This is a genomic window from bacterium (assembly GCA_023150945.1).
In the GTDB taxonomy this organism is placed as follows: domain Bacteria; phylum Zhuqueibacterota; class Zhuqueibacteria; order Zhuqueibacterales; family Zhuqueibacteraceae; genus Coneutiohabitans.
On the sequence record JAKLJX010000004.1, the window covers coordinates 273,757 to 288,558 of the forward strand.

The following is a 14,802-nucleotide window of genomic DNA, read 5'->3' on the forward strand; positions in this document are numbered from 1 at the left end:
ACGATGGCCGACAAGCTGGCACTGATTGTCGAAGACACGCTGAATTGGATCAAACGGCATCGTCTTTCCCTGAGTGAATTGGGGTTCGACTGCGCAGTGGCGCACACGTATGCCGAGGCGATCGGGCTGCTGCGGCGCCAACATTTCGACATTGCCGTCATCGATCTCTGCCTGACCACGCAAGCCGAGCCGGAGAATCTGAACGGCGTGTTTCTGCTGCCCTACTTCGTCGAGAAGGGAGTTCCGGTGATTGTCGTCACCGGACGCGGCGTGCGCCGGCTGGTGGATGCGATGTACAAGGATTTTGACGTTTTCGAAGTGCTCGACAAGCTGCATTTCGACCCGCAGAAGTTCAAAGAGTATGTGATGCAGGCCGTGGCGCCGCCGCCCAGTGCCACTCATAACAGCGGCAGGCACAAGCCCATTTCGCGCGAGCGTTTGGAAGAATTCCTCCTGGAGATCACGCACAGCAGCCCACTGCCGCACCGCAAGCCTTCACTCCGATCAAGGAGTGAAACGCACCTCTCTTCAGGGCAGCCCCGGCGAATCTTTTTGAGCCATTCCAGCCAGGACAAGCCGCTGGCAGACCGCTTGGTGCACGATCTGCGCCGGGAAGGCTATGCCGTTTGGTATGACAGTGACGACATTCACGTGGGCGATACCATTTTCGAGAAGATCGAACAGGGCCTGGCCAAATGCGATGACATGATCGTCATCCTGTCGCCCGCGGCGGTGCAATCGTGGATGGTGCGACAGGAACTGATCTTTTTTCACAACGAAGAACGCCGGCGCGGCCACAACGTGATCCTGCCCCTGCTCTACCAAGATTGTGAAATCCCGCGCTGGCTGGAAGTGCGCCACTACGCCGATTTTCGCCAGGATTATGCCGCTGGTTTTACCGCACTGCAAAACAGCCTGGCCAGTGCCCTCCCTCCGGCACAAAAGCCTTGAGTTTATCTCCCCGGATGTCTATCATCACACCTGAAAAAGCTGGTCTCCCTCAAATGCAATGATTCAATCTTCACGGAGGAACTCATGCGCGTTTCCGTGCTGTCTGCTGGAATATTCTTGTTCTTGCTGAGCGGCGCTCTTTGCCCTGCTCTCACCCAAGATACGCATCTTTTCACGGTTCATGATCTGCTCGCGATGGATCGCATTTCCGAAACACAAGTTTCGCCGGACGGCAAATGGGCGGTCTTCACGCTGCGCAAAACCGATTTGGAAGCCAACCGCGGCCGCACCGACCTCTGGCTGGCGGGAGTCGAAGGCACCGGTTTGCGGCAATTGACCTCACATCCCGGCAGTGACTTCAGTCCGGTTTGGTCGCCCGAGGGCAAGAGCATCTGGTTTCTCTCGACGCGCTCCGGTTCCGCGCAGGTTTGGCGCATTCCGGCCGATGGCGGAGAAGCCGAGCAGAAAACCAACCTGCCCCTGGAAGTCGGCAGCTTTCAGCTCTCTCCCGATGGCAAGCTTCTGGCACTCACCATGGAAGTCTTTCCGGATTGCGAGACCATTGCCTGCACTCAGGCACGCGAAAAAGAGCGTGACGTCCGCAAGGCCAGCGGCCGCATTTATGAAAAGCTCTTCATCCGGCATTGGGACACGTGGAAAGACGGCCGCCGCTCGCATCTTTTCGTGATGCCGGCAGGCGGCGGTGAGGCCGTCGATGTGATGAAGGGCATGGATGCCGATTGCCCCTCCAAGCCTTTTGGCGGCGCGGAGGAATACACATTCACCCCGGACAGTAAGGGCGTGGTGTTTACCGCGCGTGTGGCGGGACGTGAAGAGGCCTGGTCGACGAATTTTGATCTCTACTTTGCGCCGGTGACGGGCGCGCTGCCGCCGAAGAATCTCACCGCCAGCAACAAGGCTTGGGATGCGCAACCGGTTTTTTCTCCCGATGGCAAGACGCTCGCCTACCTTGCCATGGCGCGGCCCGGGTATGAAGCCGATCGCTTCCGCATCATGCTGCAGCCCTGGCCGGAGGGCACGCCGCGCGTTTTGGCGGAGGAGTGGGATCGTTCGGCCAATGGTGTGACCTGGTCGGCCGACGCCAAGACGATCTACACCACCGCCGGCAATCTCGGACAAAACTCGCTGTTTGCCCTGGAGGTCGCGACCGGCAAGGATCGCACCGTGGTGGAAAAGGGCACGGTGCGTTCTGTGGGTTTGGCCGGCAGCCGCCTGCTGTTTGCGATGGATCACCATCGCTCGCCGGTCGAGTTGTACACGGTCATGCCGAACGGCAGCGACCTGCGTACGGTTACGCGCATCAATGCGGAAAAGCTCGCCAATGTCCGCATGGGCGATTCCGAGCAGTTCACCTTTAAGGGCTGGAATGACGAGACGGTATACGCTTACGTGGTGAAGCCTGCGGATTTCAATCCTGCGCAGAAGTATCCGGTGGCTTTTCTGATTCACGGCGGACCGCAAGGCTCGTTTGGCAATGATTTTCACTATCGCTGGAATCCGCAAACCTATGCCGGCGCCGGCTACGCCGCGGTGATGGTCGATTTTCACGGCTCCACCGGCTACGGCCAGGCCTTCACGGATGCCATTCGCGGAGATTGGGGCGGCAAACCGCTGGAGGATTTGCAGAAAGGGTTGGCCGCGGCGCTCCAAAAATATCCGTGGCTGGACGGCGAGCGTGTGGCGGCGTTGGGTGCTTCCTACGGTGCCTACATGATCAACTGGATCGCCGGCCGGTGGCCTGATCGTTTCAAATGCTTGGTGAGCCACGACGGCAATCTCGATGAGCGCATGGCTTATTTCGATACCGAAGAACTCTGGTTTCCGGAATGGGATCACATGGGCACGCCGTGGGACAATCCCGAGAACTACGCCAAACACAACCCAATTGATCATATCAAGAACTGGAAAACGCCGATGCTGGTGATTCACGGCGGCCTGGATTTTCGGGTAGTGGAGACACAGGGCATTTCCACCTTCACGGCGTTGCAGCGCCGCAACATCCCCAGCAAATTTCTCCATTTTCCTGATGAGAACCATTGGGTGCTCAAGCCGCACAACAGCATTCTCTGGCATGAGACGGTGATCGGATGGTTAGATCAGTGGGTGAGAGGGGAGGGGACGAATTAGATAGCCATCTCGCAATCGATCTCGCAATCAATTGCGAGCCTGTTAGCAAAAGCAATCAAATCAGCTCGCAATCAATTGCGAGCCTGTTAGCAAAAGTCGGCTGAAGCCGACTGTAGAATTGGAGCTTCGCAGTCCGCTTCAGCGGACTTGGGCTAGCAGGCATGGATTTGAATCCAGGCGTAGGTTGGCGAGCACGCAATCGATCTCGCAATCAATTGCGAGCCTGTTAGCAAAAGTCGGCTGAAGCCGACTGCAAAATCGGAGCTTCGCAGTCCGCTTCAGCGGGCTTTGGCTAGCAGGCATGGATTTGAATCCAGGCGTGGGTTGGCGAGCACGCAATCGATCTCGCAATCAATTGCGAGCCTGTTAGCAAAAGTCGGCTGAAGCCGACTGCAAAATCGGAGCTTCGCAGTCCGCTTCAGCGGACTTGGGCTAGCAGGCGTGGATTTGAATCCATGCGTGGGTTGGCGAGCACGCAATCGATCTCGCAATCAATTGCGAGCCTGTTAGCAAAAGTCGGCTGAAGCCGGCTGCCAAATCGGATCTTCGCAGTCCGCTTCAGCGGACTTGGGCTAGCAGGCATGGATTTGAATCCATGCTGGTGGGTTTGGCTAGCAGGCATGGCTTCGAATTCATGCGTGGGTTGGTGGTCTCGCAATCAATTGTGAGCCTGTTAGCAAAAGTCGGCTGAAGCCGGCTGCAAAATCGGAGCTTCGCAGTCCGCTTCAGCAGACTTGGGCTAGCAGGCATGGATTTGAATCCATGTTGATTTTGATTTGAATCTGATTTGAATCCCTGCTGATTCGGATTCGAGTCCACCCTCAAATCTACTTCTCACCCCGCTCTTACGGAGTGTGAATGCCAATCGATCTTCTCGCGCCGTATCCCGTCGTCATCCCCGTAACTGTCGCCTGGGGTGAGATGGACGCCTTTCAACACGTCAACAATATCGTCTATTTCCGCTATTTCGAAAGCGCCCGCATGGCCTATTTCGAGCGCATCAATTTCGCTGACCCCAACCAGCATGGCGGCGTTGGCCCCATTCTCGCCCACACGCAATGCCGCTATCGCAAAGCGCTCACCTATCCCGACACGCTCGCGCTCGGCGCCCGTGTCAGCGCAATGCAAGCCGACCGCTTGGTCATGGAACTGTGCCTCGTGAGTGAGAAACTGCAGCGCATTGCCGCCGAGGGCACGGCCGAACTCGTGGCCTTCGATTACCGCAACGGCAGGAAAGCTCCGCTGCCGGCTGCGGTGCGCAGCAGCATCGAACGGCTGGAAGGGTGGGAGGGGCGCCAATAGCCGGCAGCCATGCTCGTCTATCTCAACGGCAATTTCGTTCCCGCCGGTGCGGCCACGGTCCCGGTTCATGATCGCGGCTTTCTGTTTGGCGACGGCGTGTATGAGGTGATCCGCAGCTATGGCGGTCGCCTCTTCGCCGGCCAGGCACATCTGCGGCGACTGGAAAACGGCCTGGCCGCCCTGCAAATCTCCCTGCCGCAATTCGCTGAACTGCCGGCTATCGCTGCGAGCCTGCTGCGGAAGAATGGCTTGCAACAAGCCAATGCCATGCTTTATTTTCAGGTGACGCGTGGCGTAGCGGTGCCACGGCGGCATTACTTCCCATCGCCGGACACACCGCCGACGGTTTACATTGCCGCCAATGCCTTCACGCCGGCGTCGGCATTGTTGGAAACCGGTGTCGCCGCGATAACGCTGCGGGATATTCGCTGGGCGCGCTGTGATCTGAAAGCCATCAACCTGCTGCCGAACGTGCTGGCGAATCAACAGGCGCATGCTGCCGGTGCCGACGAAGCAATTTTCATTCATGACGGCGTGGCCACCGAAGCAAGTCACAGCAATTTCTTCGCTGTGATTCAAGGCAGGGTTTTGACTCATCCCTGCACGCCCAGAATCCTGCCAGGCATCACGCGCGCAGTGGTGCTCGAGTTGTGCCGGCAGTTGAATCTGCCGGCCGCGGAAACGCCGCCGGCTGCGGTCTTGCTGCCACAAGCAGATGAGCTTTTTCTCTCGCGCACTTCAGGGGAGATCGTGCCTGTCGTTTGTCTTGACGGCAAAGTGATTGCTGATGGCCGGCCCGGCCCGCTTACGCGACGCTTGCAAATGGCGTTTGCAGAGTACGTGGTGCACAGCGCAGAGTGAGGCACCAGAAAGAAACTTCGGTTGTTCGCGGTGCGTGCTTGGGTTGCGCGGACCGTGAGCGAGGCAATGTCATTGCACTTCTGAGCTGATTAGATGAGCGTGATTCTCGATAGAAAGGCGGGCGCCGGCTCGCTCCAGATTCGCCGGTGGCTGCGCGCTGCAGCGATGTTCGCGCTGGCGTGCCTGCCGCTCGGTTGCCTCAATCCCTTTGCGCCCAAGCTCGATGACGGAAGCCTGGGGAGCGAGTTGGTCACCGAACAGCGCACTCCCGAGGAAGTGTTGACCAACTTTCGCTATGCCTACACGTTCAGAGATTCGCTGCTCTATTCCGACGTTTTAGATAGTGCGTTTGTGTTTCAATACTTCGATCCGGATCAAGGGCCTTCCGGATTGTTCGTCTCGTGGACGCGCGAAACCGACCTGAAAACCACCGGCCGACTGCTGCGCACGTTCGATGTGATCAGCTTGGAATGGCTCAACACGATCTACGCCGTGAGCGAGGGCCAGGATGAAACCCTCGCCAAGAGTTTTCGCCTTGATCTGGCCAGCTCAGACATCAGCTTCAGCGTGTCGGGCTTTGCCATATTCACATTTCGCCGCAACCCCCGCGACAGCAAATGGCGCATCGTTCGCTGGGTCGATCAATCGGATTTGTAAGAACGTGACAACCTAATTGCTGCCAAGCAGCTCGCAATCAATTGCGAGCCTGCTGACGGAAGTCGGCTGAACTCGACGAGCGAGCTCATGGTTCGCAGTCCGCTTGAGCGGACTTTGGCTAGCAGGCATGGATTTGAATCCATGCTTCAGCTTTGCCATTCTCACATTTCGCCGCAACCCCCGTGACAGCAAATGGCGCATCGTTCGCTGGGTCGATCAATCGGATTTGAGAAAGCGTGACCAACCTATGGCTGCGAAGTCCGGCTTGCAGTCGCGGTGCCTTACCGCAGGGACAGGCAGTCGCTGGTTATTACTGTTGCTCTGAAGTCATACAAACTGAGTCTTCACATGAAAAACATGCTTCGTTTTGCCCCCGCTTTGACGCTTTGCCTTCTGCTTGTGCGACCGGCCGTTGCCCAGGAGACGCTCGCGCTCGGCGCGGCCACGCCCGAAAAAATCATGCAGGTGCAGACGCTGTTCTCGTTCGACAGGGCCTATCGTGGCGGCACGCTGCGCGCCGCCCTGATCGGCACCATCACCGCGGGCTGGCACGTCAACTCGCATCAACCGAACGAGGAGTTTTTGATTCCCACCGCGGTCGAGTTGGACAAAATCGCGGGTGTAACCGTCGAGTCGATCGTCTATCCGCCCGGCTTGACGCGCACGTTTGCCTTCTCCGAAACACCGATGTCGGTTTATGAGCACGATTTTGTCATCGGCATTCAGCTCAAGATCGCGGACGACTTCAGCGGCGAGGAAGTGCAGCTCTCCGGCAAGCTCAACTATCAAGCCTGCAATGATTACTCCTGCCTGGCGCCGGAGGCCGAAGCCTTTCGCGCCGCCATTCCGCTGGTCGGCCTCGAGCAACCCGCCAATCTCATCAACGAGGAAGTCTTTCAAAAGATCGATTTCGGCAGCGCGCTGGCGGTGCGCGGGAGCGCAGGTACGGCTGCGGGCAGCAATGAAATCAGCGCGCTGATTGCGCAGCATGGCTTGGGCGTAGCTTTGATTTTCATCTTTCTCGGCGGCCTCGCGCTCAATCTCACGCCCTGTGTCTATCCATTGATTCCGATCACCATCAGCTATTTCGGCGGCCAAACCGGCGGCCGGCCGGCCAAAGTGTTCGGCTTGGCGGTGCTTTACCTTCTCGGCATGGCGGTGACCTACTCGGCACTTGGCGTGTTGGCGGCGCTGAGCGGCGCGCTGTTCGGCGCGGCGCTGCAGAGTCCACCGGTGCTCATCTTCATCGCGCTGGTGATGGTGGCGCTCGCGCTGTCCATGTTCGGCTTGTATGAATTCAAAGTGCCGATGGTCTTGACGCAACTCGCGGGTGGCTCGAAGCCGGGCTCTTTCGGCGCATTTTTCATGGGTCTCACCGTGGGCTTTGTGGCAGCGCCTTGCATCGGCCCGTTCGTGCTGGGCTTGTTGACTTATGTCGGCACGACCGGCAATCCCCTGCTCGGCTTTTGGATGTTCTTCGTGCTCGCACTCGGCTTGGGCGCGCCGTTTCTGCTGCTCGGCACTTTCTCGGGATTGCTGCAAAGCCTGCCGCGTTCCGGCATGTGGATGGTGTGGGTGAAAAAAATCTTCGGCGTGATCTTGCTGGCCATGGCCGCCTATTTCGTCGCACCGGTGTTGCCGGCCTGGTTGGGAACGTATTTGCTGCCTGCGATTCTGCTGGCCGGTGGCGTTTTTGTGGGCTTGATCGAGTCGAGCAAATTCAGCTCGGCGGTTTTTCCCTGGCTCAAGCGCGGTGCGGCCGCGGTGTTCGTGGCATTGGCGCTGTGGCTGGCGTGGCCGGAACCAGAAGCCCATGCCGGCACCTGGCTGGCGTTGAGCGATGCCGCGCTGGCGCAGGCGCGCCAGGAGAACAAGCCGGTGATCATCGACTTCACTGCGGATTGGTGTCTGGCCTGCAAGGAACTCGAACGCTTCACCTTTCCGCATGCGGAGGTGAGGGCGCGTGCCGGCAGCTTCGTGCTGCTGCGTGGCGATCTCACGCAATACGGCTCGCCCGAAGTGCAGGCGATTCGCCAACAATATCAGATCAAAGGCCTGCCCACCGTGGTGTTTCTTGATCCCGCCGGCCAGGAGAAACCGGACTTGCGCGTCATCGGCTTCGTGGACGGCAAGGAGTTCGCGCGCCGCATGACCGCGGTCACCGGAAACTAAGTGTTGTTGATCTCGGAGAAAATGGCTATACTTTGCCACTCTGCCGGCAGACGCCGACGGCTGAGAGCAACGGAAGTCGTTGCTCGCGGTTCAACGCCGGCTGTGGAACTGGCCACGATTCAAACGGTTCACCCAACTAAAAATCCTGAAGAGTGCAGCGATATGCCATCGCGCAATTTCTTTTTCATCGTCAACCCCATTTCCGGATTTCGCCGCGACAAGAGCGACCTCATCAATCTCATTCACGCGCAATTTCCGGCCGGTGACATTGAATTGACTGCCGCTCCCGGAGAAGCCACGCGGCTGGCCGCCGAAGCCGCCAAGCTCGGCTATGGCATCGTGGCGGCGGTCGGCGGTGACGGCACGGTCAATGAAGTGGCATCGGGACTCGTGGGCACGGACACCGCACTCGGCATCATTCCGCGCGGCTCCGGCAACGGCCTGGCGCGCGGCTTGGGCATTCCGATTTCACCGGTGGAATCGCTCCAGGTGCTGAACGCCGGAGCAGCGCGCACCATCGACGTGGGCTGCGCCGCGCATCGCCATTTCTTTGCCGTCTGTGGCGTGGGCTTCGATGCCAACGTCGGGCGAAAGTTCAATTCCGCGACCTGGCGCGGGCCGCTGCCGTATTTCCTGATCGCCGCGCAGGAATTCGTCGGCTATCAACCCGAGCCTCTGCGCCTCAATGTGCAAAATCAGCAGTGGGAGAAAGCGCCGTTCCTCATAACCATCGCCAACACCCAGCAATACGGCAACGGCGCCATCATCGCCCCGCACGCGCAGCCCGACGACGGTTTGCTGGACATGTGCGTCGTCGAGCCGATGCGTTGGCTCGATGTGCTCAAATATGCTCCCCGGCTGTTCAACGGCACCATCGACCGCACGCCCATCATCAGTTATCAACGCATACAGGAAATCGCCATCGAGAAGGATGGCCCCATTCTCTTTCACGTGGACGGCGAAGCCACCACCTGCGAAGGCCCGCTTAAAATCTCGATCAAGCCCCGCGCCCTGCGCGTCATGACGCTCACCAAGACGCCCGGCCCCGCTCCCCATCATGCCCACTGATCTGGCTCTCTTGACCTTCGTCAAATTCCCCGAGCCTGGCAAGGTCAAAACCCGGCTGGCGGCTGCCGTCGGGCCGGAGTTGGCAGCAGAGCTGTATCACCATTTCATCGATGCCACCTTTGCCTGCGCCGGCCAACTCAAAAACGCGGCACAGTTTGCGGCTTTCACGCCGGCGGAAAAAGCGCCTGCCTTCCAGCACCTGTTTCGCGGAGAACGGCAGTGGCTGGCGCAAGTGCCGGCCCCGGATTTGGGCACACGCATGCGCGCCGCCGTTCAAACAATGCTGCAGCGCGGCTACGGCCGCGTGTTGATCATCGGTTCCGACAGTCCCGACTTGCCCGCGGCCCATCTCAACGAAGCGGCCGACGCCGTGCGCACGCATGATTTGGTTTTGGGTCCGGCGGAAGACGGCGGCTACTATCTGATCGGCCTGAAATCAGATGAGGCGGCGTTGTTTGAAGACATCGCGTGGAGCACCGCCAGCGTGCTGCAGCAAACGCTGGCGGCGGCGCAGCGTCTCAGGTTGCGCGTTCATCTGCTGCCGCACTGGTATGATGTCGATGATCTGCCGGCCCTGCAACGATACTGCCTCACCAACGATCTGCCGCCAGCACTCGTCACCCGCCTCAAACCGCTCCTCGCCGGAAAACTGATGGACTATCGCACCTTGCTGGCATGAGTCGTTTCATTCGCAAAGTGCCGGCTGTTTTCTCACCTTGCAGCGGTTTTCAATTGGATGACCTGATCTGTGGTCCCCGCCCCTTGTGGGCGGTTATCAAAGCCAATAAACTCGCGGTTGCCACAGTGCCCCACGAGGGGGCAAGACTACGATTCCTGCGCACGCATTTGAGAAGCGCTATATTTCCCTGAACAACACGCCAAATAGACCACCGCCGCACATCAAGTAATCCGCCCACCAGTGCTTTGTCACCTTGCTCTGTACACGTGATTTCGAGTGTCATTCTGAAGCAATCCTGTGAGGTATTTGGCGCCGTGCTCGAATCTTCACAGGTTCCTTGCAGGATGACAGTGGTCGTGGCCATACTTTTCAAGGTAACAGACCGCTAGTTGGTTCCTTCAGCTCCCTTGCCGGCTGTGTTGCGGAGCTGGCGGTACTTCTCGGCGTACTTCTGATAAAGCGCCTTGTGTTTGCTGCCGAGATCGATGCGCCGGCCCTGAATGAACTCCTGCTCGATTTGCGTGGGAATTTCCAGCGGATCGCCGGTGGTCACGATCAGCGTGGCGTCCTTGCCCACAGCGAGTGAGCCAACGCGATCAGCCGCGCCGAGAATCTGGGCAGGGTAGAGGGTGATGGCTTTCAACGCCTCCTCGGGCGGCAGGCCATAGGCCGCCGCCATCGCCGCCTGATAAGGCAGATTGCGCGCATTGGCATTCTCGAAATCGGCGATGCAGAATTTCACGCCCGCGGCGTGCAGTTTCGCGGGCGTGGTGAATGGTGTATCGTAGGCTTCCCATTCGCGCGCGGGCAATTCGTGCACCGGCCCGTAGATTACCGGCACATCCTTCGCCTGCAGCAATTCCGTTACTCGCCAGGCATCCTGCCCACCGACGATGACGAGTTTCAGATTTTCCTCCTGCGCCCATTGCACCGCTGCTTGAATTTGTTTGCTCTCATTGGCCGTGACGAACACCGGCAGCCTGCCTTCGAACACCGGGATCATCGCCTCCCAGCGTGAATCGGATTCGTGACGCACACCCGCGATTTTTCCGGCCGCGGCTTGGACGTTCCAGTAGGCACGGGCTTGGGCAAACGCCTCTTTGAGCTTCTGCAAATTCTCCTGCATCTGCTTGCGCTGTTCTTCTTCGCTCTGGGTCACCCACCATGCCCGCTGCACCGTCATGTTGGGCCAGTTTACATGCAGGCCCACCGGCGCCTTGAGCGTCATCTGCTCCCACGTCCAGCCGTCCAACATGAGCAAGGCCGAAGTGCCGGAAATCAAGCCGCCTTGCGGCACGCTCAAGGCCAGCGCCACGCCGTTGGCGCGCGTCACCGGGATCATTTCGCCATCGGGATTCACCGCTACTTCCGCGCGCACGTTGGGATTGATTTGGCCGGTTTCCGAGTAGTCCCGCGTCGCGCGCACCGCGCCGATTTCGACCAAGCCCAGCGTGGTGTGCGCATCGATGAGCGCGGGGTAAATGTGTTTGCCGGCCACCTCGAGGCGTTCGGCATGCGCAGGAATGCTCACGTTCTGGCCGAGGGCGGTAATCTTGCCGTGTTCAAGAACAATCGTCGCATTCGTGATCGCCGGTGCGCTCACCGGATGAACCGTTGCGCCCACCAGCGCAATGGCTTTGGTTTGGGGAGGCGCCGGAATTTGACCGTAATTTTGCGCCGAAACTCGCGCCGCGAGCAACAGGCTGAGCAGTGCAATGAGTTTGATTTTCATTTGTGAAAACTCCTGAGTTTGCGATTATTCCCTGTCAATCGGTCGCCTTCTTCGCCTCGGCCGGACTGTCTTTGGCGCTCTCTTCCTTGACAGCCAGCACTTTTTGAATCAATGCCGCCCGTTCCTTTTCAATGGCGGCGCGCAGTTCGAGATCTTCGGCGCGGTCGAAATACTTGCGGCCCTCGATCCAGGTTTGCTCGCAGATCGAATACGCCGACAGCGGCGGGCCATTCCAGATCACGAAATCCGCCTGCTTGCCGGTCTCCAGCGAGCCGATGAGATGATCCACCTTGAGTTGTCTGGCGGGATTGAGCGTGACGAACTTGAGCGCCTCTGCTTCGGACAGATTGCCGTATTTCACCGCCTTCGCCGCTTCGTAGTTCATCCGCCGCGCCAGTTCGCCGCTGTCGGAATTGAAGGAAACCACAATGCCCTGTTCGTGCATGAGCGCGCCGTTGTGCGGAATCGCGTCGTACACTTCGAACTTGTAGGCCCACCAATCGCTGAAGCACGAGGCGGCCGCACCGTGCGTGCTGATCGCTTCTGCAACTTTGTAGCCTTCCAGCACGTGCTGGAACGTGCCGACCTTGAAGCCGAACTCTTCCGCCAGCCGCACCAGCATGAGAATCTCATCCTGGCGGTAGGAATGGCAGTGAATGAAACGCTGGCCGCGCAGGACTTCGACCAGCGTTTCCAATTCCAAATCGCGGCGGGGCGGGAGGGTGGCCGCGTTCTTCTTGCCGGCGGCGGTGAAGTCGCTCCACGCCTGCTCGTACTCGCGCGCGGCTTTGAAACGATCGCGGATGATTTGTTCCACGCCCATGCGCGTTTGCGGGTAGCGCGTGGTGTGGCGATCGCCCCAGTTGCTCTGCTTGACGTTTTCGCCGAGTGCGAACTTGATGGTGGGCGGCGCTTCGGCGAACTTCAAGCCCTCGGCCTCTGCGCCCCAGCGCCATTTCATCACTTGATTCCTGCCGCCGATGGGATTGGCTGAGCCGTGCATCACATGCGAGGTGGTCAAACCGCCGGCAAGCTGTTGATAGATGTTGATGTCAGTGGGATCGATCACTTCGCCGATGCTGACTTCCGCGGTCACTGCCTGTCCGGCCTCATTGATCGACGAGGCGGCTGCATGCGAATGCGCATCGATCAAGCCCGGCGTGACGTGTTTGCCTTTTGCATCAATCGTCATTGCGCCTGCGGGCACTGCCAAGTCTCTGCCGATCTGCGCGATTTTGCCGGCTCTGATCAGCAGGTCGGCGTTCTCCAACTTGCCCGCCGGGCCGCATGTCCAAATCGTTGCTCCGCGCACCAGCAAAGTCTGCGGCTGCTCGGGCGGCGCGCTGCGGCCAAATCCGCCATACGGATGAACCTTGCGCCACACCGCCGCTGCGGCGGCCTTGGGCTTTTCTGCCACTTTCTCCTGAAACGGCTCCAGCAATTTCGCCTGCCACGCAACGGCTGAACCATCAGCCAGCTCGCCCTGGCCGTGCAGCACGCCGGCTTCGGCATATCCCGACAAGCGAATCACGCCGCTGTGACCGAGCGAATCACCCTTGAACACCAGGCTGATTTTCTTCTCCTCGAGCTGTGCCCTGCTCAGGCCGGTTTTGCGCTTGTCTTTGACGAGGTCGCCGCTCAGCTTTTCGGGTGTGCCTTTGAGCTCGAGTTGGAATGATTCGCTGCGGCCGTTGCTGGTCCAGGTGAATTCCCACTTGCCGCGCAGATCCACCGCCGCCGGCTTCTTGATCTCGTAGCGCTTGCCCTCGATCCACACGTCGAGAATCGCAGACTTCTCCGCGAACAACTCGCCTTCCGTCACCACCAGATTCGCCAACTTGCCGGCGCTGATGCTGCCCAACCGGTTTTCTTCGCCGACCAATTTGGCTGGAATCGTGGTCAATGCCGCCAGCGCGGCGCTCGCGGGCAGTCCGGCTGCCATCGCCTTGCGCACCGCCGCGGGGAAGTCGGATTCCTTCTTCAGCTTGTCGGTCGTGAATGCAAACGTCACGTCCGCCTGCTGCAGCCAATACGCATTGGCGGGCGCCATGTCCCAATGCTGCAGCGTTTCCAGCGATACATCCAGCGCCTCTTCCGGCGTTTCGACTTTGGGCTTCTCGGGAAAGTCCAGCGGCAAAATCAACGGCACGCCCGCGGCTGTGAGGCGATCGCGCTGGCGATATTCGTGGCCGCTGCCGCGCACGATCAGCGCGAGATTGAACTCGCGTGCAATGTTCAGCGCGCGCACGAGATTCAGATCATTGCTCACTTCGAAAATCACCGGTTGCCGGGCGGCCACCGCCGCGCTCAAGGCCGCGAGCGCGGGACTTTCTTCCGGCCGGGGTTGCGCGGGATTGCGGCGGTAGGCTGACACCGCCGCAGTATACCATTGCGCATCCAAAAAGCTCTGGCGAATGAACGCGATACTGCCCATGAGCGAATTGGGATAGCCGCCTTCCTGTTCGCCGGCCGTTTCAAAGGCGAGATGTTGCGCCACGCGCGGCTTGATCACGCCGCGGCTTGCGCCGGCCTCTCCCAAACTCACCAATACACTGGTGCCGCGAAAAATGCCCTTGCCGGGCGCGACCAAGGCCGCGCCAAAGCCAAGCTCGCGCAGCGCCTTGGCCTTGTTCGGATCAGGTTGAAACAGTTCCGCAGCCTCGTCCTCCGCGCGCATGAGCGGATTCCAATGGCGCGGCCCGCGGCGTTCTTCCGCGCGCGTTTCGCTGCGTCCGCTGGCGGTTTGTCCCTGATTGCGCCCCGGCGCAGCGGGCATGCCCAGGCTGGAATAAGGCTCGATGAAACCCGCATAGATCGTCTTGCCGGTGTAATCCCAAATACGCGCATCCGCCGGCGGCGCAGCCTGCGCGCCCACAGCGACGATCACGCCGTCGCGCACGAGCACGTTGCCTTTCTCGATCACCTGGCCGGGGGCCGGCACGAGGCGCGCGTTGATGAGCGCATGCACTTTGGGTGTATTGTCGCGCAGCCCGTCGACCGGCGCGATTTGCGCGGTGACCGGCGCGGCAGGACACCAGATCAGCACCAGGAGGCCAAGCAGTGCCTGGCACTTTGGCAGTGGACGTGGCATGAAATCCTCCTCATGAAACAGGTGAGCACAGGAATGCAAGAAGTGACAAAAATTTCGGACCGGCGGGCAGCCGGTGCAGGTTGGTGAAGAGCGGACGATGGGACAATGAGCGCGGCGAATATGCGAAGATTATCCAGCGAT

General features: G+C 59.6%; 10 protein-coding genes. 8 read left to right on the forward strand and 2 right to left on the reverse strand.

Annotated features, from left to right (window positions below; all coding sequences use genetic code 11):
* Positions 1-3 precede the first annotated feature (3 nt).
* The 8 genes from L6R21_07850 to L6R21_07885 all read left to right on the forward strand — a co-directional run bounded on the left by L6R21_07850 (position 4) and on the right by L6R21_07885 (position 9,838).
* On the forward strand, positions 4-951 hold the full coding sequence (locus tag L6R21_07850) for a TIR domain-containing protein (GenBank protein MCK6559100.1): 948 nt from the start codon (positions 4-6) through the stop codon (positions 949-951).
* Positions 952-1,035: 84 nt separating this feature from the next.
* Positions 1,036-3,099 (forward strand): S9 family peptidase, encoded by a 2,064-nt coding sequence (locus L6R21_07855; GenBank protein ID MCK6559101.1) that lies wholly within the window; start codon positions 1,036-1,038, stop codon positions 3,097-3,099.
* An 858-nt stretch (positions 3,100-3,957) separates the two neighbouring features.
* Positions 3,958-4,401, forward strand: a complete 444-nt coding sequence (locus L6R21_07860) for an acyl-CoA thioesterase (protein MCK6559102.1) — start codon at positions 3,958-3,960, stop codon at positions 4,399-4,401.
* A 9-nt stretch (positions 4,402-4,410) separates the two neighbouring features.
* Entirely contained in the window at positions 4,411-5,262 is an 852-nt protein-coding gene (locus L6R21_07865; GenBank protein MCK6559103.1) for a D-amino acid aminotransferase, read from the forward strand.
* Positions 5,263-5,355: 93 nt separating this feature from the next.
* On the forward strand, positions 5,356-5,919 hold the full coding sequence (locus tag L6R21_07870; GenBank protein MCK6559104.1) for a hypothetical protein: 564 nt from the start codon (positions 5,356-5,358) through the stop codon (positions 5,917-5,919).
* A gap of 348 nt (positions 5,920-6,267) precedes the next feature.
* Complete coding sequence (locus tag L6R21_07875) at positions 6,268-8,091, forward strand: thioredoxin family protein (protein ID MCK6559105.1); 1,824 nt, start codon at positions 6,268-6,270, stop codon at positions 8,089-8,091.
* 162 nt (positions 8,092-8,253) lie between these two features.
* Positions 8,254-9,159 (forward strand): diacylglycerol kinase family lipid kinase, encoded by a 906-nt coding sequence (locus L6R21_07880; GenBank protein ID MCK6559106.1) that lies wholly within the window; start codon positions 8,254-8,256, stop codon positions 9,157-9,159.
* Positions 9,149-9,838: a TIGR04282 family arsenosugar biosynthesis glycosyltransferase gene (locus L6R21_07885; protein MCK6559107.1), complete on the forward strand. Its 690-nt coding sequence runs from the start codon at positions 9,149-9,151 to the stop codon at positions 9,836-9,838. Before L6R21_07880 ends, L6R21_07885 begins: the two co-directional genes overlap by 11 nt.
* Positions 9,839-10,223: 385 nt before the next feature.
* On the opposite strand, the gene L6R21_07890 is transcribed toward L6R21_07885, so the two are convergent.
* The gene (locus tag L6R21_07890) at positions 10,224-11,570 is read right to left on the reverse strand and encodes an amidohydrolase family protein (protein MCK6559108.1); all 1,347 of its coding nucleotides are present in this window, start codon (positions 11,568-11,570) and stop codon (positions 10,224-10,226) included.
* 34 nt (positions 11,571-11,604) lie between these two features.
* The gene (locus L6R21_07895) at positions 11,605-14,661 is read right to left on the reverse strand and encodes an amidohydrolase family protein (protein ID MCK6559109.1); all 3,057 of its coding nucleotides are present in this window, start codon (positions 14,659-14,661) and stop codon (positions 11,605-11,607) included.
* Positions 14,662-14,802: the final 141 nt, after the last annotated feature.